The following is an 18,960-nucleotide window of genomic DNA, read 5'->3' as shown; positions in this document are numbered from 1 at the left end:
CCGGAGCCTACCGATCGGTGTCCACCGGCCGGCTCCCGCCGGTGGGCAGCCCGCTGCCGTCCAGCAGGGCGTGGAGGCGTTCGGCGGACAGGGCCGGGTTGGCGGCCGCGCCCTCGACGAGGGCCGGGTCGGCGGAGACCGGGGCGGGGATCGAGGTCGGCGTCGAGGCCGAGACCGAGGACGGCGGCGATCCGTCCGGGAGGGGCGGGGAGGACAGGAGGCGTTCGAGCAGGTCGAGGGGCAGCAGCGGGTTCGCCGCCGCGGCCCGTCGGACCCGCGGATCCGGGTCGGTCAGTTCCCGGACGGGTGGCCCCGCGAGGCCGGTGTCGGCGGCGGCCAGGGCGCGCACCTCCGGGTCCTCGTGGTCGAGGAGGGGGGCCAGCCCGGTGCGGGGGAGCCGGGCCAGGGTGAGCAGGTAGGGGCGCTGTCCGGGCGTGGCGAGGAAGGCGTCGAGGACGATCGCGGGCGGGGCCAGCGGGTGGTTGTAGGCGAGGATGTGCCGCACGTCCTCGTCCGGGTCCTCGGCCAGGCGCTGCACCACTTCCCGCGGCAGCCGGGAGCAGGTCGCGGCGACCCGGCGCAGGACGGGCTCCGGGGAGGACGCGCACGCCTCGTACCAGCCCGGCTCCGGTTCGACGAACATCTCGCCGACGGGGCCGACCCGTTCGGCCGGCAGTCCGATGATCCGGTCGATGGCCCGCTGTTCCGGCCGGGTGCGGGGGAGGGGGTGCAGCAGGGCCCGGGTCCGTACGGCCGCCACCGGGTCCCGGGCCAGTTCGGCGAGCAGGGCCGGGTCCGCGTCGGCCCGGGCGGCGACGCGTTCGCGCACGTCAGGGTCGGGGTCGCGGGCGAGGCGGGCGAGGAACTCGCGGGGCGTGTGCGGGTTCCGGGCCAGCGACGACAGGTCGCGGCCGTCCGTGAGGCAGCGCTGCGCCACGGCGGGGGAGACGGCGTAGTTGATCAGCAGGAGGTTCCGGGCGTGGCAGTCCTGCTCCGGCAGGTCGGTCTCCATCGCCGCCGGGTCCAGGTGCCGCCTGTGCCGCCGCGCCGCCTCGGCCACCGCGGGCTCGGGGTCGGCGAGCAGTGCCTCGCGCTGCGCGGCGGTGAGCCACAGCCACTGGCCCGCGGCCTTCGCCCGCAGCCCGGGGTTCGGGTGGTGGAGCATCCGGCGGTGGAACTCGTTCGGGATCTGCTGGGAGAAGTCCAGCTCGGAGGCGATCTCGGCGGCGGTCAGCAGCCCGTCCGGGTGCTCGCCGTCCCGCGCGGTCATCAGGGTTTCCAGCACGTCGTGGGGCAGCGCTTCGACGGTGCCGAAGCGTGGACGCGGTCCGCCCGCCAGCCGGGCCCGGACAAGGGCGTCGGGGTCGTCGACCAGCCGGCCGCGCTGCTCGGGCGGCACGTACCGGTTGCGGGCGAACGCGCCGCGCACCGCGCGGTCCGGGTGGGCGAGCACCGCCTCGACGACCTCCGCCGGAAGGGCGCGCCCTTCGCACAGGGTCGGCCACGCCGGGCGTGCCGACGGGTCCAGCAGGCGCAGGAGGACCCCGGACGGCGCGCCGGGGTTGGCAGCGACGCCGCGCAGCCGGGCTTCGACCAGCGGGGAGCCCGAAGGAGCGGAATCCGTACGGGAGGAGGAAGGCATTGGGGCATTCTTTCAGTGACCGGCACCGACTCACACCGGAGAGTGACCCGATGACGGACCGGACGACGGACGGGACGGCTGACCCGATGACGGACCCGAGCCGGAGCGGCCCTCCGAAACGTCACGTCTACCTCGACCCCGACGGCTGCGGCGGGGGCTGGGTGTTCGTCATCGTGGCGGCGCCCACGGGTGTCGTCTACCGGACCCAGTGCGGGGGCTACGCCTGCGCGCAGTACGAGCAGGAGGGTTACCTGTCCCCGCACTACGGGACGGACCTGGACACGGACCTGAAGGCGTTCTTCGTCGGCGAGCTGAAGGGTTACGGCACCCGCGGCCGGATGTGGCAGCCCGACGAGCTGGCCCGACTGCGCTCCCTCGTGGACGACTTGGGCATCTACGGTGCGGATCGGTACGACGAGCTGTACCCGCCCTCCCTCGTGCTGGACGAGTCCAGGCTCGCGGAGCTGGCCGAGGCCTGGGTCCCGGTGGTCACTCCCGACGGCCCGGGCGTCCTGGTCTGGGAGAACTCCGACTGACCGGACCGTTGCGGGAACGCTCCTACGGCGGGGGCGAGTTCACGGGCGGCGACGTGTCGGGGCCCGCCGGGGCGCTCCCGGCCGGCCGCGGGAGAATCCGTGCAGGGCTCTCCGACGGAGGACGTCAAGGAGGACGTCAAGACTGCGGCGTCGGCTCCGACCACGGTCCGGAGGGCCCTGCCGAGGCCCGTACACCCGAGGGAGTCACGAGATGAAGTTCCTGATCAGCCTGCACATCAACCCGGCCGTGCTGGACGCGCTGACCGACGAGGAGAAGGAGGCGATCGGCGTCGGGCACGGCCGGTTCATCGAGGAGTTGAAGGAGTCGGGTGAGCTGATCCTGACGCAGGCGCTGGTCGATCCGTCGCAGGCCGCCGTGGTGACGGTCCGCAACGGGCAGCCGGTGGTGACCGACGGGCCGTTCCTGGAGGCGAAGGAGTTCCTGGGCGGCTTCTACCTGATCGACTGCGAGGACAAGGACCGGGCGGTCGCGCTGGCGGCCCGGATCCCGGACACCCGGATCGAGGGCCTGGGTGTCGAGGTGCGACAGGTGATGTTCTCCGACGGAAACTTGGAGGCATGACAGCACCGACACCACCACCGGCACCACCACCTACCCCGTCGGCACCAGGGCGAGGACCGGGCATCGAGGACCTGCTGCGTGGGCTCACGCCGCAGGTCCTCGGCACGCTGGTACGGAAGTACGGCCGGTTCGAGGGGTGCGAGGACGCGGTCCAGGAAGCGGTCCTCGCCGCCGCCGTGCAGTGGCCGTCCGAGGGGGTGCCGGGCAATCCGCGGGGCTGGCTGGTGACGGTCGCCTCCCGGCGGCTGGTCGACCAGGTGCGCAGCGACCGCGCGCGGCGCGAGCGGGAGTCGGCGACGGCAGCCGCCGAGGTGGTGCCGGGGGAGGTGCCGGACACCGACGACACGCTCCTGCTGCTGTTCCTGTGCTGCCACCCGGCGCTGACCGCCGCCTCGCAGACCGCCCTGACGCTGCGGGCGGTCGGCGGGCTGACCACGGCGGAGATCGCCCGCGCCTTCCTGGTGCCGGAGGCGACGGTGGCGGCCCGGATCAGCCGGGCCAAGCAGCGGATCAGGGCCGCGGGCAGTTCGTTCGTCCTGCCCGGGGACGCCGACCGCGAGGAGCGGCTGCGGGTCGTCCTGCACGTGCTCTACCTGATCTTCAACGAGGGGTACACCGCGTCGTCGGGCGGCGAGCTGGACCGCGCCGACCTCGCGCGCGAGGCGATCCGGCTGACCCGGTCGGTGTACGCGCAGCTGCCCGGGGACGGCGAGGTGGCCGGGCTGCTCGCGCTGATGCTGCTGGCCCACGCCCGTCGGCCGGCCCGGACGACGGCCGCCGGTGACCTGGTCCCGCTGGAGGAGCAGGACCGTACGGCGTGGGACCGCGCGCTGATCGACGAGGGCACCGCGCTGGTCAAGGAGGCGCTGGCCGTGCCGTCGCTGGGGCCGTACCGGCTGCAGGCCGCGATCGCGGCCACGCATGCCGACGCGGCCTCCGCCGGGGACACCGACTGGCGGCAGGTGCACGGGCTCTACCTGATCCTGGAGCGGGTCGCGCCCAATCCGGTGGTCACCCTGAACCGGGCCGTCGCACTGGCCGAGGTCGAGGGCCCGCAGGCCGGGCTGGCGCTCCTGGCGACCCTGGATGCGGACGCCCGGATGGCCGGGCACCACCGGCTGCTGTCGGTCCGGGCGCACCTGTTGGAGAAGGGCGGCGACCCGGCCGGGGCGTACGAGCACTACCGTCGTGCCGCCCGGGCCACGCCCAGTCTCGCCGAGCAGCGGTACCTGGAGGGCCGGGCGGGGCGGGTGCGGCCGTGCTGAGGCCTGCGCCCGTGGCCGGGCCGGGTCCGTGGTCGCGGTCCGGGCGGGTGCCGGCGGCGCCGGCGGGTGTCAGAGGCCGAGGGCGTCGGCGGTCTGCTCGGCGGTCCAGGCGAACAGGTCGCCTGCCGGGTCGAGCGAGCCGACCAGGTGGCCGTGGAGTTCGAAGCCGATCAGGCCGACGAGCTGGACCCAGGCCGACACGGCGCGGGCGAGGACGTGCGGGGGGAGGCCGGGGGCGAGGGCGGCGGCGAGCGCGCTGAGCTGGCCGGGCAGGGCGCCCCGTGGCGGGGGGCCGGGCGGGGTGGGCCGCAGGGGGGCGTCACGGACGACGCCGAGCAGGGCGAGGGGCAGTCGGGCGGCGGGTTCGACGGTGGCGCGGGGCGCGGAGTAGCCGGGTACGGGGGTGCCGTAGACCAGGGCGAACTCGTGCGGGTTGGCGCGGGCCCAGTCGCGGGTGGCGGTCCACAGGGCGCACCAGCGGTCGCGCGGGGTGTCCTGCGCGGCCCCGGCCAGGGTGCGGTCGGCGACGTCGCCGAGTTCGTCGTAGGCGTCGATGATCAGCGCGGTGAGCAGCTCGTCCCGACCGGCGAAGTAGCGGTACAGCGCGGAGGAGGCCATGCCCAGCTCGCGGGCGACGGCCCGGAGCGACAGCTGCTGGGCGCCGACGGAGGCGAGTTGGCGGCGCGCTTCCTGCTTGATCTCGCGGGTGAGTTCCTCGCGGGCCCGTTCGCGGGCGGTCCGGATCGCTGGCATGGGGACAGCCTGCCACAGGGTGGATCGGTGCACACAAGTGAGAGCACTGCTCTTGCCCGGATCGCCCGCCGGTGTCATGCTGGAGGCGTCGAAGCGAGAGCAGTGCTCTCGAAAAGGATCAGCAGTCGCGCGCCTCACGGAATCGCACAGCCTCACGGAATCGAGGGACACCGATGACCCGGAACGAGAACCCGGAGAAGAAGCGGCAGCCGGCCGACCCCGCCACCCGGGTGGTGATGCCGACCACCCGCCTCGGCGCCGTCGCCCTCCGGCTGCTCAACGACGCGGTCGCCGCGCTCACCCGGGCCGGCATCAGCCTCTGGGGGTCCCGGGTGCTCGCCGTGCGCGGCCGCAAGAGCGGTGAGTGGCGCACCAACCCGGTCAACCTGCTCACCCACGACGGTGAGCGCTACCTGGTCGCCCCGCGCGGCCACACCCAGTGGGTCCGCAACCTCCGGGTCGCCGGCACCGGCGAACTGCGCGTCGGGCGCCGCACCGAGGCCTTCCACGCCGTCGAACTCCCGGACGCCGACAAGCCGGAGGTGCTGCGCGCCTACCTGCGCCACTGGAAGTGGGAGGTCGGCTACTTCTTCGACGGGATCGGCCCGGACGCCCCGGCCGAGGACCTGCTCCGGGTCGCCCCCGGATACCCGGTCTTCCGGCTCACTCGCCACTGAACGGGCCACTCGACCGGCGACCGGCGACCGGCGACCGGTGACCGACTGCCGGCGACCGACTGCCGGCGACCGACTGCCGGCGACCGACGGCCGACTGCCGGCCGTTCCGGGCGCGGCCGAGCGCCCTCAGGCCGTCGGCAGCAGGTAGCGGAGCTTGCCGGCGTCCGAGCCGGTGAGCCGGCCCCCGTTGGCCTCGATCACCTGCCGGGACGCGGTGTTCGTCTCGTCGCAGGTCAGCAGCGCCTCCGCGATGCCGAGCGCGGCGGCGACCGGCAGGGCGGCGGCGACCGGCAGGGCGGCGGCGAGCATCGCGGTCGCGTGCCCCCGGCGTCGGGCGCCCGGCCGCACGTCGTAGCCGATGTGCCCGCCGATCCGCGCCAGTCGCGGGGTCAGGCGGTGCCGGACCGCGATCCTGCCGAGCAGGTCGTCGCCGTCGGCCCACCACAGCGTCGTCATCGGCACGGCCGCGTCCGGGCGTGCGCCCGCCTCGGTGCGCTCGGCGAGCAGCCGGGTGACGTACGCGTCGAAGGCGGCGGCGTCGGTCAGCGCCGGCGGGTCGACGTCGGTGACGAACCAGGGGACGGGGCGGCCGGGGTCGGCCCGGTATTCGGCCACCGCCGCCAGGAAGGGCGTCCGCAGCCGGGCGGTCGGGTCGACCAGTGCGGGGGCCGGGCGGAGTGCGGCGGCGGGCAGCGGCGTTCCGCCGGCCGCGGTCACGGCCGCGGTCACGGTCGCAGCTCCGGCCGGGCGGCGTGGAGTTCGCCGGGTGGGCGCACCGCCTCCGCCGCCGACTGCGTGCGGGTCGTCCGTGTCATCGGTTCTCCTCCCCGGGGTCGTCGGTGGCCGTTCACCAGCCCTCGAAGGCCCGCAGGGGCAACCGGGACGCGCTGTGGCCTGCGAACCAGTGGAGCCAGTCGTCGCCCGCGGCCAGGGCGGCGCGGGCCGTCCCGCACCAGTCCTCGCGGTCGAGGAGCGCGAGGTAGGAGGCGAGGACCGCGTCGCGCCGGGCCTCGGTGCAGCCGGAGTCCTCGACCGGTTCGGTGGCCAGGTGCAGTGCCAGCGTGGCCACGACGCCGAAGCGCCGCACGGTCGGCGACGCGCCGCCGACGTGACGGGCGTGGGCTGTCAGGACGGTTGCGGCGTGCGGGTAGTGGCGCAGGGTCATCCCCATGCCCGAGCTGTGCGTCAGCATCGACAGGAGGCGTCCGGTGTGGTCGAGCAGTTCGACATCCCGCCCCAACTCCGTGACCGCTTCGTGCAGTCGGGCCGCGGTGGCGACCTTGCCGGCGACGTAGCCGTTGAGGAAGTCGCCGTCGATCGCCTTGCGCAGCAGCCAGCGGCGGGCGGCCGGGTCGTCGAGCCGGCAGAGCGCCTCGACGACGTAGACCCGTCCCCAGTTGGCGACCCGGTCGGCCAGCCAGAGCAGCTGCTCGGTACCGCCGTCGAGGCGTTCGAGGGCGCGGGCCGCGAGCGGGCCGAAGGTGTTGGAGAGCAGTCCGATGGTCCGGATCAGTGGGGCGTCGTCCGGCGTGCCGGCCTCGGCGAGCAGGGCGAGCCCGACGGTGACGGTGCTCTCGTCCGTCCCGTGGCGTACCAGCCACCGCCCCGTGCGCCGGACGCGTCCGGCGTCGGTCCGGCGGGCGGCTGCGGCGATGTCGTCGTCGGGATGGATCGGGACGTAGAGGTCCCGGACGGCGTCGGCCAGCGGCCGAGGCCCGGACGGCTTCGCGAACTGCTCGTCCAGCACGCGGGCGACCGGGACGCCCGCCCGCCGCCGGTCCTCGGGCGCCTTGGGGCGCAGCCGATCGTCGTCCGGGTACGGCTCCCCGTCGCGGGGGAGCGGGCCGTCCGGTGTGAGCCGGTGCAGGCGCACGGCGTGCTCGTACAGGCTGGTTCGGAGTTCGGGCGACGGGGGCCCGGAGGTCGCGCTCACCAGCGGGTGAGGGGCTCGATTCTCGTGATCACGGCGCCGATGGTGGCACCCGAACTCCGCGTGCGCAAGCGGTTTTCCGGTCCGGCTACAGTGGCGCGGGGCCCTGCCGTGGGCGCCCTGCTGTGGGGCTGTGGGGAAGGGGGCCGGGGACGGCCATGCACAAGGCGGCCAGGGAAGCGTGGTTCGAGGGACTGCCGCAGGGGATCCGCGACGAGATCGACGGGTACGTCCTTCAGGACGCCCTGCTCGGTGCCGTACGGGTCATCACCGACATCGGCTTCCGGTCCGACGGCATCGGCGTGGGGACTGCCCAGCTGATCGCCGGCGACCGCTACCACCACTACGGGGACCGGGTCGCCCACAGGCCGGACACCCCGCTCGACCTGGAGTCGCTGGCCCGCCGCGCCGCCGGGTCCGGCAGCCGGATCGTGGCGATCGAGGTGATCTGGGACGGCGACACCGTCCACGACTGGTTCACCGTCCTGATGGCGGTCACCGAGGACCCGGCGGAGGAACGGTCGCTGGCGACCGTCACCACCACCTCGGGCAGGCACTGGCTGGACCGGGAGGGCGTCACCGCCGGACGCCTCGCCGCCGCCGAGGCCGCCGAGCGGGCCGGCCGGGCCCTGGCCGAGCACCTGTCCGTCCCGTTCCACTTCGCCAGCCCGGACACCCCGGACGACGAGGCACCCCGCTGGCGATCCGGGGCGCGGTAGCCCGGCGGTCGGCCCCGCGCGACCGCAGCACGGGTTCCGGCGGTCGCGCCGGGGCCGCGGTCACGCGGGGGTGGGCGTCAGCCCTTGCCGCCCGCCTTCAGGACCTGGGCGGCGGCCACGCCGGCCGCGCTGTTGCCGTGGCCACCGCCCTCGACCTCGGCGGCGACGGCGAGGTCGCCTCGGTAGGCGATGAACCAGCTGTTGGTGGCCTGGCCGCCGGCCTCGACGGTGCCGGTCTTGGCGCCGATCTGTCCGGACAGGCCGGACATCGGGGCGCGGGCGGTGCCCTGGGTGGCGGTCTTCGCCATCATCGCGCGCAGGTTCCGGGCGACGTCGGCGGGCAGCTTCCCGGGCGCCGACACGCGCTTGGCGTCCTCCCGCAGGACGGGCTGGCGGAACGTTCCGCTCTGCACGGTGGCCGCGACCGAGGCCATCAGCAGCGAGTTGACCTGGACCCGGCCCTGGCCGATGTACGCGGCGGCGGCCTCGTCCTTGGTGCCCGGCAGCGGGATGGTCGCGTCCCGGCTCGGGATGCCGATGTGCCACTCCAGGCCGAGGCCGAACTGCTCGCGGGCCACCGTGGCCAGCGTGCCGGGCTGCAGCTTCTCCAGGCCCTTGTCGATGAAGCCGGTGTTGCAGGAGTGGGTGAAGTCGTCGGTGAGCGTGTACGCGGGGAAGTCGCCTGGGTCGTCGTTGTGCCAGGGGCGCGGGGAGTAGGTGGTGTCCTTGCAGGGCACCACGGTGTCCGGGGTCACCCCGGCCTCCAGCAGCGCGGCGGAGGTGATCACCTTCATGGTGGAGCCGGGCGGCTGCCCGCCCGCGACCGCGCGGTTGAACCCGCTCGGCGAGTAGGCCATCGCGAGGATGTTGCCGGTGCTCGGCTGGACCGCCACCAGCGAGGCGGGCTTGCCGCCCGCCGACTGCTGCTTGACCGCCTCCTCGGCGACCTGCTGGAGGTCGGCGTCCAGCGTGAGCTTGACCTGCGGCGCGCTCGGCGGGGTCAGCACGAACAGCTGCTCGGGTTCCTTCCCGGAGCCGCCCGAGACCGTCACGGCCCGCCCGGTGACGACGGCCGCGCCGTCGGCGGGCGCGATCTGGGGCAGCACGGCGCTCAGCGACGGGAAGCCTTCGAGCGGCTTGCCGTTGCGGTCGGCCGGCTTCGACACCGGGTCCGGCAGGGCCTTCACGGCGATCGTCCGGCCCGGGCCGAGCTGCGGGTGGATCACGGTCGGCACCCAGTGCACGACGGCCCGGCCGTCCTGGGCCCGGACCACGCTGAGCGCGCTGTCGTACTCCCAGGCACCCGTCGCGCCCTCGAACTCGGCCTTCACCCGGAAGCCGAGGGCCGGCTCGGCCGGCGTGCCGGACGCCGCGGGGCCTGTCCCGGTCAGCGCGAACGAGCGCGTCGGGACGTTCTCGCGGAACGCGGTCAGCGCGGCGCGCGCGGTCTCCGGCCGGTCCGTCAGCGCGGAGGCGGCGGTCACGTCCCCGCGGCCCCAGGCTGCCAGGAATTCCTTCCCCGCCGCCTCGGCCTGCTGGGCGGTCGGCGGCTCCTGCGGGGCCTTCGCCGCGGTCTCGGACCCCCGGCCGCCACTGCCGCCCGGGGAGCCGCTGCCGTTCGAGACGGCGTTCACGATGGTGTAGGCGCCGTACCCGCCGACGGCGAGAAGCGCGGCGAACACCCCGCCCACCGCCACCAGGACGGCCCGGCGCCCGCCCGAGCGGCGCGGGGCCTGCGCCTCCTCCTCGAACTCGACGTCGTGGTCGTCGAGCTCGGCGTACCCGGCGTACCCGTCGGGTTCCCGGTCCTCTCGCATGTCCTCGTCCCCCTGTGTTCCCGATGGCACCCCGCGGTGACGCGCGGTGCCGCGTCTCGCGCGGACCTGCCCCCTCCGGCGTCCCGGCCCGCGGCCCGGACGGTTGGTCGGTCATCCGTTCGGGCGCGGACCAGCCTATGTGGGGGCGGGCGATCGGTCGACAGTGGGACGGCCCGCCGGACGGAGCGGCCCCGGCGGGCCGAACGGAACCGGCCACCGGGGCCACCGGGACTGCCGGGACTGCCGGGGCTGCCGGGGCTGCCGGGGTCGTCAGGCCCAGGGGTCGGTGAACGCGCGGCCCGGGACGGGCTTGGCGATCAGGGCGACGGGCGTGAAGAAGTTGACCTGGCCGATGGCGATCATCAGGGTGGCCAGGGCCTTCTCGTCGTAGTGCTCGGCGACCTCGGCGTACAGCGCGTCACCGACCCGCTCCCCCTGCCCGGCGGGCCGGAGGGCGGCTTCGGTCAGGGCGAGCGCGGCCCGCTCGGCGGCGGTGAAGTAGGGCGAGTCCTGCCAGGTGGCCACCGAGGTGATCCGCTCCTCGCTCTCGTCGGCCTTGCGGAGGAGGCCCGTGTGCAGGACGGTCAGGTAGGTGCTCCCGGCGAGCTGACCGGCCCGCAGCTGGACCAGGCCGATGGTGGCGCGGGGCACCGAGCGGTTGCCGGTGGCCCTGAACAACGCGGCGGAGACCTCGGCGAGTTCGGGGACGAGCCGCACCGGGTCCTGCGCCATGCGGGGGCGCGCCGGGATCTCGGCGGTGATCGGTCGGTCGGTCATCGTTCGGTCGGTCATCGGTGCGGTCCTCTCGGGATCGGGTGATCGGCGGGTGCCGTCACCGGTCCGACGGATCCCGGTGCGGTGATGTGACACCGCGGACCGCACCCGTTCCTCGGCGCAGGACTGCGGGCGTCGGCCCGTCCGGCCGCACGGTGATGCTGTAGGCGGCGCCCGCCGGCCTGGCGCGGAACTCCACCGTGCCCGCCGGCAGGAGGAGTTCGAGCAGCGCCGTGGTCTCCCGCAGGGCGAACTGGGTGCCCAGGCAGGCCCGGGCGCCGAGGCCGAAGGGGACGTAGGCGCCGAGGTGGCCGGGGCGTTCCGAGCCGGGGGCGAAGCGGGCCGGGTCGAAGCGCTCGGGGTCGGGCCACAGGGCCGGGTCGCGGTGGGTGAGGTACGGGCAGACCAGCACGTCCGTGCCGGCGGTGATGCGGTGGCCGGCGACGACGTCGTCCTCGACGGCGTGCCGGGGGAGCAGCCAGGCGGAGGGGTAGAGCCGCAGGGTCTCGCTCACCAGCGCCTGCGGGTCGGCCGTCCGGGCCCCGGGGTGGCGGTCGAGCAGGAGGAAGAGCCAGGTCAGCGTGGTGGCGGTGGTCTCGTGCCCGGCGACGAGCAGGGTGACGAGCTCGTCGCGGATCAGGGTGTCGGTGTACTCCGGGAACCGGTCGCCCGCCTCCAGCAGGACCCGGAGCACCCCCGGCTCCGCGTCCGGGCCGGCCGACCGCGCCGCCTCGATCGCGGCGTGCGCCACCGCGTCGACCCGGGCGAGGTCCCCGGCGACCGCGTCGCGGGCGTCCGCCGCGTCGGTCGGCAGTTTCGGCATGGCGGCCACCACCCGTTCCACCGAGCGGAGTTCGTGGTCGGTCCGGTCGTCCAGCGGCAGCCCGGTGAGCGCCCGCCAGACGGTGTCCAGGGCGAAGCGGCGCATCTCCTCGCCGACGTCGAAGACCTCCCCGCTGCGCCGGTACCCCTCCCAGCGGTCGGCGGTCCGGCGCGCGGCCGCCGCGATCCGCTGCTCGTACCTGCGCATCCCCGGGCCGGTGAACTGTGCCTGCAGCAGGCGCCGTTGACGTTTCCAGGCGTCCCCGGAGGCGGACAGCACGCCGTCCCCGACGAGCATCCGGGCGCGGTGGGAGCGCTTGACGTACCGGTCCGGGTGGCGGCCCAGGACGTGCTGCACCGCCTCCGGGTCGGTGACCAGCACGGTCGGCGTCGGACCGAGCCGGACCGCGGCGAGGCCGCCGACGGCGCGCTGCGCCCGGGTCAGCAGCTCGACGAGCTCGGCACCTTCGGACCGCCACTGCTCGACGGCCTCGGGGTCCAGCTCCGGTACCGGGCGGGTGTCCGTGCTCACGGCGGTGATCCTTCCTGGCTGCTGACGGTGCGTCGGCTGCGACTCTATGCCGGCGCACGCGGGGGAGGTTGTGCCGGACGGGTGGCGGGCCGGGCCGGGGCCCGCGCGGCGCCCGGTCCCGCCGTGTGCGAACGGGTACCGTGCGGCGGGGCCGACCGGCCCCGCTCGCTGCGCGGATGGGAGAACGCATGCCCGGGACCCGGCACATCGGAGGCGGCAGCACCGGACGAGCGGCCCGGTGGCTGGCGGCGGCCCTGCTCGTGCCGGCCCTGGCGGCCTGCGGAGGCGGTGGTGACCCGTCCGTCAACAGGCCGGATGGCAACGGGCAGAGCGGCAGCCCGCAGCCGGAGGAGCAGCGAACCAAAGCGCGTGAGATCCAGGGCGGGTTCCAGAACGCCGGCTCGGTCTCCGCCAGTGCGCGCGGTTCCGGCACGAAGGCCGTCGTCACACTGAAGAGCTCCTCGCCCAACCCGACCGAGGCCATCATCAGCAACGTCACCGACTGCACGGACAACGCCCAGCCCGCCACTCCGAGTCAGGCCACGGTGACCGTGACCGCCGGCGGCAGCGAACCGGTGGAGTTCACCCTGCCGACGTCGAGCGGGGCGAGCCGGCCGGTCTGCTACACGGTGACCATCGACGGGGAGAGCCGGGACCTCCAGGCCGAGGGAGCCATCGCCGGTACGCCCTCGCCGGGCACGGGGACGGGCACGACCGGTACGGGGACGCCCAGTACCGGCGGGCCCGGTCCGAGCGGTGGATCGTCGAGCCCCGGCGGCGGCACACCACGCGGCGGCAGCGGGGGGACCGGCACCGCGAGCGGGAGCACCCCCTGAACCCTGCCGGGGAGGGCCGGACAGTCGAGGAGGGGGAACGGCCTGGTGCGAATCCGTGGAGCGGCTGGATCGCCAAGCTCGCCGGTTGGATCGCCCCGACCACCTTCGTCACCGCACTGCTCTTCTTCTTCGGCTACGCCTACACCGATGCCTTCTACGGCTACTTCGGCATCGACGCAGCGACGATCGGCTTCTCCACCCAGGAACTCCTCCTGCGCAGTTCCGCAGCCCTCTACCTGCCCGCCGGGGTGCTGCTCAGCGGGGTCCTGGTGGTGGCCCTGGCGTTCCCCCTCGCGTACGGCGCCGCCCGCCGTGGCACAGGAGGTGCCGGGGTGCTGCGCTGGATGTGCTTCAGCGCCGTTCCGCTGGTGACCACGCTGCTGGTACTCGGCATGCTGGCGGGTTTCGAGACGATCGACGCCGGGCCGATGGGCACACCGGTGCTGATCGGCGGCGCACTGCTGCTCGCCCTCCTGGCACGGCTGCTGTACGTGCGGGGAAGCGGCGCGACGTTCGCCGCGGCGGGAGAGCGGACAGCGCTGGGCGTCACGACGGCGATCATCGCCCTGTGCGCGTACTGGGCCGTGGGCAACTACGCCCAGGAGAAGGGGCAGGCCGACGCCGAACTGCTCTCCCACAACCTCCACCTGCGGCCGGCCGTCCTGCTCGACACTTCGGAGCGGCTCTCGTTGGCCTGGCCCGGGGTGCGGGAGACTCCGCTCCCGGAGGCGGAGGCCGGGGCGCACTTCCGGTACCGCTACGAGGGTCTTCGGTTGCTGGCGCAATCCGGAAATCGGATGTTCCTGATCCCGCGGCGTTGGACCTGGGACACCGGGAACGTACTGGTGCTCCCGGTCGACGCTGGTGTCCGGGTGGCCTTCCACGCCGGCTGACCGCCCGCACCGGCACACGGCTGCGCCGCGGTCCGTCCCCTCGACGGACCGCGGCGCAGCGGCTTTCCTCAGGTGGTGTCAGGGCGCTCCGGTCACACCGGCTGCCACAGGGCCGGGACGATCGGCGGCTCCCAGCCGACCTGGGCGGTGTGGCCCTGGAGGCAGACGTAGGTGACCCCGTTGTAGGTCACGGTGTCGCCGGCCTTGTAGGTGGTGCCGGCCGACCAGGTACCGCCGGGGTCGGGGTTCCCGTTGCCCACGACCAGCGAGAAGCTGGTGCTGTGGGTGGCGGAGCCGCTCCCGGTGAGGGTGATGCCGTAGGTGCCGGGCGCGGTGGAGGCGGAGGTCGCGATGCTGACCGTCGCGGAGCCGCCGGACTGGACCGAGGACGGGCTGAAGGAGACCGTGACGCCGGCCGGGGCGCCCGAGGCGGTCAGGTCGACCGTCTGGGCCGAGCCGGAGGTGGTCGCGGTGGCGACGGTCGCCGTGGCGGTGTCACCGGGGTTGACGGTGGCGGTGGCCGGGTTCACCGAGACGGAGAAGTCGTTGGCGGGCGTGGTGCCGCCGACCGAGGTCTTCCAGATGGTGTAGGCCACGCCGTCGGCGCTGCGGTTGAGCACGGTGGCGTCGACGTTGCCCGTGGTGTCGCAGGACTGGTGGTAGCAGGAGTCGTAGGAACGGCCCGCGGTGCCGCCCCACTTGGCGGCCTGCGCCGAGGTCTTGGTGTCGCTGGCGCCGGCCGCGTAGCCCGAGGTCGGGATGCCGGCCTGCTGGAAGGAGTAGTCGTCGGAGCGGCCCTGGCCCTCGACGTTCTCCTCCGGCTGCAGGTTGAGCGAGTCCCAGTAGGCCTTCATCGGCGCGGAGGCCGAGGAGGAGATGTTGTTGATGAAGTAGCCGGCGTTGGGTGAGCCGACCATGTCGAAGTTGTAGTACGCCTTGATCGCGGAGCGCTGGGCGGAGCCGAGCCGGCCGACGTAGAACTGCGAGCCCTGCAGGCCCTGCTCCTCGCCGGTCCACCAGGCGAACCGGACGTGCCGGCTCAGCGACGGGTTCTGCTGGGCGAGCACCAGGGCGTTCTCCAGCAGGGTGGCCGAGCCGGAGCCGTTGTCGTTGATGCCGGGGCCGGCGCCGACGCTGTCCAGGTGCGCGCCGAACATGGTGACCTGGTCGGACGGGCCGCCGGGCCAGTCGGCGATGAGGTTGGAGGACTGGTAGGTGCAGGAGGTGCAGGTCTGCTCGCTGACGGTGTACCCGGCGGCCTGCAGCTTGGCCTTGAGGTACGCCACCGACTGGCTGTGCCCGGCGGTGCCCGCCCGGCGGTTGCCGCCGTTCTGGTTGGCGATGGTGTTCAGCTGCGACAGGTGGGCCTGGACCTTGGCGACGTCGATGTCGGGCGCGGGCCCGCCGGGGTTGCCCCCGCCGCCGACGGTCAGGGTGTACTGGGCGGTGTGGGTGGCCGCGCCGGCGGTGCCGGTGACGGTGATCACGTACGTCCCGGCCGGGGCGCCCGAGGAGGCCGACAGCGTCAGCGTGGCGGACGAACCGGTCTGCACGGACGAGGGGCTGACCGTCGCGGTGACGCCGGACGGGGCGCCGGAGACGCTCAGGCCGACGGACTGCACGGTGCCCGAGGTGAGGGCGGTGCCGACCGTCGCCGTGGTCGAGGCGCCGGGCTGGACCGAGCCGGACGTCGGGCCGAGCGACAGCGAGAAGTCGTTGTTGCCGGACGGCGTGCAGGACGGGTCACCGCTCTGCGCGGGCACGCTGATCGCGTCCCAGGCGGCCTTGGCCCGGTTGAAGAAGGTGCAGGACGGGTCCAGGCTCTTCGCCGCCGTCAGGGTGGCGGTGCGGTAGCGCTTGTACGTCATGCCGCTGGTCTTGAGCAGCATGCCGCCGTAGAAGACCCGGCCGGCGTCCTTGATGCCGATGCCGGTGACCGAGGAGTTGTTGCAGGTCGGGCTGGTGGGCTTGCCGCCGCCCGGGTTGGAGCCCTCGGCCAGCAGGTAGAACCAGTGGTTCAGCGGTCCGGCGGCCGCGTGCTCCTCGGTGTTCGGGATGGAGGAGGAGTAGCAGTTGGGGTTGTTGCTCACCAGCGAGGGGTCGTACATGTTGCGGATCGGCCCGCTGCCGACCAGGTTGATCATCTCGCCGACGGTGTAGTCCGGGCTGTCGTACGGCGCGGGCTCGTTGGCGTAGGCCTCGGTGAGCGCGCCCATGATGTCGCCGGTGGACTCGCCCAGCCCGGCCTCGTTGTTGGCGCCGCCCGGGGTGTACTGGTCGATGCCGTGGCCGAACTCGTGGCCGACCACGTCGATCGAGGCGATCCACTCGTTGGCCTGGCTGTGGCCGATGGATATCGTGCTGCCGTCCCAGTAGGCGTTGACGTCGTTGAGTCCGACCTTCACCGGCCAGCTGCCGCCGTTGCCGTTGTGCCCGTTGCGACCGAGCCAGTCGCGGAGCATGTCCCATTCCTTCTGGGCCGCGAACATCGCGTCGCCGCAGCCGGTCTCCTTGCTGGTCGGGCTGCCGGTGCCCCAGGAGTCAGCGGACTTGGAGAACACCTGTCCGGTGCTGTAGTCGGAACAGGACAGGCCCGGCCGGTTCGGGTCGCGCAGCGAGTAGGAGCCGCCCGAGCCGGTGGTGCTGATGGTGACCGGGGCGGGGCCGTTCCACTTGCTGTTGACGGTGCCGGCGTGGACGTCGTCGTAGCTGTCGACGACCTCGCCGCTCGCGGCGTCGACGAAGACGTGCAGCCGGCTCGGGGCGCTGCCCCTGCTGCCGGCGAGCACGGTCTCCCAGGCGAGCCGCCCGCCGTTGCCGCCCTTGACCCGGACGACCAGGCGGTTGGACTCCACCTTGTCCACGACGGTCAGGCCGGTGCGGGCGGTCTTCTCCGCGTGCGCCGCACTGACCTGCGGGGTGACGGACCCGCCGACCGGGCCGGGGGCGGCGGACTGCAGGCCGCGGACCTTGCCCTGTCCGTCGGCGAGCACCACCGCGTCGCCGCCGACCACCGGCAGGCCGCGGTAGCTGCGCTCGTACGCGACGGAGTAGAGGCCGCCGACCCACGGGGTGACGGCCTTGCGCTCGTAGGTCTCGTCGGGGCCCTTGGCCAGGGCGTCCAGTCCGGCCGCGGCCGCGGCGTCGGCCGCGTTGACGGCGGCGGCGAGGGCGCCGGGTGGCGCCGGGGAGGGGGTGGGCGCGGCGGTGGCCGGCCCCGCGGTGGCGGCGATCATGCCGGCCAGCACGGTCAGGGTGGTCGCCGTGGTGAGCAACCGACCTGTGGAAATCCTGCGTTGCATCGAGGCTCCTCGCATGTGGGGGTCCTCGACCGCGGACGGCAAGGCTGGTGGCGCACCGCAGGCCGCGTCGGGGGGACGGCCGTGCGGGCCGTCCGCGCTCGGGTGCCCGAACCCTCACATGGCGTCATGCTCGGGTCAATGGCTGGTGCGGGCGATGCATAGGGTTGGCAAATTCCGTCAAGCCCGCGTCCCCGCTTCGCGTCAAGCTGGGCTTTTCTTCCAGTGGTTGAGACCACATCATGTACGGCGGGGGTGGCCGTCGAGTACCGTCGGCCATCGAGCACCGTCCTCGTCATCGGATTCGTCGCAACCACTGGAATCGTCGGCGGGCCCCGCGATCGGCCGGGAACGACGACGCACCCGGGGAGGCAGCCGTGGAGCGGAACCGCGCGGTCCCTGCGGCGGGGGCTCCGGCCCCGCCGACCGGCCAGGGCCGGGGCGCCTGGGAGGAGTTCGGCGCCCGGCTGCGGCACTGGCGGCGCCGGGCCGGCCTGACCCAGGCACAGCTCGGCGCCGGGATCGGCTACGACCACACCGCGGTCAGCAAGATCGAGCACGGCTCCCGCCGGGTCACCCCCAGGGTCGCCGATCGGATCGACGAACTCCTCAGCGCGGGCGGGGAGTTGATTGCCTCCTGTCTGCGCGCCGAGACCGCGGAGCTGTGCGCCCTCGACTCCTTCTCGCCCGCACTGCTGCGGCCCCCGCTGCCGGGCCCCGCCCCGGCCGGTCCGGCCTCGGCCCCGGCCGCCCCCACCCCGGCCCGGCTGCCGGACTACGGCCTGCTCTGCCCGCTGCACGGCGCCGCGGGCTGCGCCGTCCCCGGTGCCGCCGAACTCGCCCGGCTGCACGCCGAGTTCTGCGCCCCCGGGGCACTCGCCGACCCGGCCGCCGTCGCCCCGCTGGACGCCGTCACCGCGCACGCCCTGACCGGACTGCTCGCCGCCCGCCTGCGCTCCGGCGAGACCGGTGACCGGCCGGGCCTCGCGGCCGCCGTCGAGCGCACCCTGCACGCCGTCCTCGCCCGGCTCGCCAACGCCCCCGCCGGACAACGCCGTCCGCTCGCCCGGCTGGCCGCCGAGCACGCCCACGCGGCCGGTGCGCTGCGCATGCAGCACGGCCGCAACGCCACCGCGATGGCCTGCTACGACCGCGCGCTCACCTGGGCCGGGCTCGCCGGGGACCAGGCCACCCAGGTCGGCACGCTCAGCGACCTGAGCATCCTGGCCCGGCTGGACGGCGACCCGGAGGCCGCGCTCGGCTACGCCCGCGAGATCGACCGGGTCGCCCCCGGTCGGCACTGGGCCGGCGCGATGGGCCGGATCAGCCGGGCTCGCGCGCACGCCCTGACCGGTGACGTACGGTCGACCGTCCGTCAGATCGGCTTGGCCAGAGCGCACCTGGACCACATCGGCGCGCAGGACGAAGTCGACGTGCCCTGGCTCTCCATCGCCTCGATGCGGATGCGGGTCGAGGCCGCTGCGGCCGCCGCCCTGCGCGACCTCGCGGCGGCCGGCGACGACCCCCGGCTGGCCCGGCGGGCGCTGAGCGCCACCGAGACCGCGATCGGCCTGCTCGGTCCGGACCAACTCCCGGCCAGCCGGCTGCTGTTCGTGGTCCGGGCGGCGGACTGTCACGTCTGCGCGCACGATCCGCGGGCGGCCGTCGACCTGCTCGCCCCCGCGCTGGAGGCCACCCCCGGGGCCGCTCTCCCCGCCCTGGTCGAGTACGAGCTGCGCGGCCTGCGCGACCGCCTGGCGGCGTGCGAACCGCGCGCCGCCGACCGGCTGGCGGAGCTGGTCCGGGCCTGAGCGGCGGCGCTCGCACCGGGTCGACCGGACGTTCCCGCGGGCGGGGGCTCGTGGCCCCACACCCGGCGGCG

General features: G+C 74.6%; 16 protein-coding genes. 8 read left to right on the top strand and 8 right to left on the bottom strand.

Translation table 11 applies throughout. The features are described 5' to 3' along the window. Positions 1-7 precede the first annotated feature (7 nt). The gene (locus AB0D10_RS05815; RefSeq protein ID WP_360251894.1) at positions 8-1,642 is read right to left on the bottom strand and encodes a hypothetical protein; all 1,635 of its coding nucleotides are present in this window, start codon (positions 1,640-1,642) and stop codon (positions 8-10) included. Between the two features lie 50 nt (positions 1,643-1,692). Between AB0D10_RS05815 and AB0D10_RS05810 the strand changes: the two genes are divergently transcribed. From AB0D10_RS05810 to AB0D10_RS05800, 3 genes are all read left to right on the top strand, one after another. Continuing rightward, positions 1,693-2,178 (top strand): DUF6210 family protein, encoded by a 486-nt coding sequence (locus AB0D10_RS05810; RefSeq protein ID WP_360251891.1) that lies wholly within the window; start codon positions 1,693-1,695, stop codon positions 2,176-2,178. 211 nt (positions 2,179-2,389) lie between these two features. Continuing rightward, positions 2,390-2,761, top strand: a complete 372-nt coding sequence (locus AB0D10_RS05805; RefSeq protein WP_360251888.1) for a YciI family protein — start codon at positions 2,390-2,392, stop codon at positions 2,759-2,761. Next, the gene (locus AB0D10_RS05800; RefSeq protein WP_360251885.1) at positions 2,758-4,026 is read left to right on the top strand and encodes a DUF6596 domain-containing protein; all 1,269 of its coding nucleotides are present in this window, start codon (positions 2,758-2,760) and stop codon (positions 4,024-4,026) included. The genes AB0D10_RS05805 and AB0D10_RS05800 overlap by 4 nt, the downstream gene beginning before the upstream one ends. 69 nt (positions 4,027-4,095) lie before the next feature. On the opposite strand, the gene AB0D10_RS05795 is transcribed toward AB0D10_RS05800, so the two are convergent. Beyond that, positions 4,096-4,779: a TetR/AcrR family transcriptional regulator gene (locus AB0D10_RS05795; protein ID WP_360251882.1), complete on the bottom strand. Its 684-nt coding sequence runs from the start codon at positions 4,777-4,779 to the stop codon at positions 4,096-4,098. Between the two features lie 236 nt (positions 4,780-5,015). Between AB0D10_RS05795 and AB0D10_RS05790 the strand changes: the two genes are divergently transcribed. Further along, positions 5,016-5,456 carry a nitroreductase family deazaflavin-dependent oxidoreductase gene (locus AB0D10_RS05790; RefSeq protein WP_360252426.1) on the top strand — a complete coding sequence of 147 codons (441 nt, stop codon included), beginning with the start codon at positions 5,016-5,018 and terminating at the stop codon, positions 5,454-5,456. A 126-nt stretch (positions 5,457-5,582) separates the two neighbouring features. On the opposite strand, the gene AB0D10_RS05785 is transcribed toward AB0D10_RS05790, so the two are convergent. Continuing rightward, the gene (locus tag AB0D10_RS05785; RefSeq protein ID WP_360251879.1) at positions 5,583-6,185 is read right to left on the bottom strand and encodes a GNAT family N-acetyltransferase; all 603 of its coding nucleotides are present in this window, start codon (positions 6,183-6,185) and stop codon (positions 5,583-5,585) included. Positions 6,186-6,303: 118 nt separating this feature from the next. Continuing rightward, a complete protein-coding gene (locus AB0D10_RS05780; protein ID WP_360251876.1) occupies positions 6,304-7,389 on the bottom strand; it encodes a hypothetical protein in 1,086 nt (361 codons plus the stop codon). 155 nt (positions 7,390-7,544) lie between these two features. On the opposite strand from AB0D10_RS05780, the gene AB0D10_RS05775 reads away from it, so the two are divergent. Then, a complete protein-coding gene (locus AB0D10_RS05775; RefSeq protein WP_360251873.1) occupies positions 7,545-8,105 on the top strand; it encodes a hypothetical protein in 561 nt (186 codons plus the stop codon). A gap of 77 nt (positions 8,106-8,182) precedes the next feature. Here the strand turns inward: AB0D10_RS05775 and AB0D10_RS05770 are convergent, their stop codons facing one another. The 3 genes from AB0D10_RS05770 to AB0D10_RS05760 form a co-directional block, all read right to left on the bottom strand. Then, positions 8,183-9,922 carry a penicillin-binding transpeptidase domain-containing protein gene (locus AB0D10_RS05770; RefSeq protein ID WP_360251870.1) on the bottom strand — a complete coding sequence of 580 codons (1,740 nt, stop codon included), beginning with the start codon at positions 9,920-9,922 and terminating at the stop codon, positions 8,183-8,185. Positions 9,923-10,192: 270 nt separating this feature from the next. Continuing rightward, the gene (locus tag AB0D10_RS05765) at positions 10,193-10,699 is read right to left on the bottom strand and encodes a carboxymuconolactone decarboxylase family protein (RefSeq protein WP_360252423.1); all 507 of its coding nucleotides are present in this window, start codon (positions 10,697-10,699) and stop codon (positions 10,193-10,195) included. 55 nt (positions 10,700-10,754) lie between these two features. After that, positions 10,755-12,050 (bottom strand): cytochrome P450, encoded by a 1,296-nt coding sequence (locus tag AB0D10_RS05760; protein WP_360251867.1) that lies wholly within the window; start codon positions 12,048-12,050, stop codon positions 10,755-10,757. 188 nt (positions 12,051-12,238) lie between these two features. Here AB0D10_RS05760 and AB0D10_RS05755 point away from each other — a divergent pair, with 188 nt between their 5' ends. Beyond that, positions 12,239-12,886: a hypothetical protein gene (locus AB0D10_RS05755; protein WP_360251864.1), complete on the top strand. Its 648-nt coding sequence runs from the start codon at positions 12,239-12,241 to the stop codon at positions 12,884-12,886. Positions 12,887-13,134: 248 nt separating this feature from the next. After that, on the top strand, positions 13,135-13,779 hold the full coding sequence (locus AB0D10_RS05750) for a hypothetical protein (protein WP_360251861.1): 645 nt from the start codon (positions 13,135-13,137) through the stop codon (positions 13,777-13,779). A gap of 92 nt (positions 13,780-13,871) precedes the next feature. Here the strand turns inward: AB0D10_RS05750 and AB0D10_RS05745 are convergent, their stop codons facing one another. Further along, the gene (locus tag AB0D10_RS05745) at positions 13,872-17,081 is read right to left on the bottom strand and encodes a M28 family peptidase (RefSeq protein ID WP_360251858.1); all 3,210 of its coding nucleotides are present in this window, start codon (positions 17,079-17,081) and stop codon (positions 13,872-13,874) included. 374 nt (positions 17,082-17,455) lie between these two features. On the opposite strand from AB0D10_RS05745, the gene AB0D10_RS05740 reads away from it, so the two are divergent. Beyond that, a complete protein-coding gene (locus AB0D10_RS05740) occupies positions 17,456-18,889 on the top strand; it encodes a helix-turn-helix transcriptional regulator (RefSeq protein ID WP_360251855.1) in 1,434 nt (477 codons plus the stop codon). Positions 18,890-18,960 lie beyond the last annotated feature (71 nt).

It is taken from the genome of Kitasatospora sp. NPDC048545 (assembly GCF_040651155.1).
Classification (GTDB): Bacteria; Actinomycetota; Actinomycetes; order Streptomycetales; family Streptomycetaceae; genus Kitasatospora.
The sequence above is the reverse complement of the archived record's forward strand: the minus strand, read 5'-3'. Positions and strand labels throughout refer to the sequence as shown.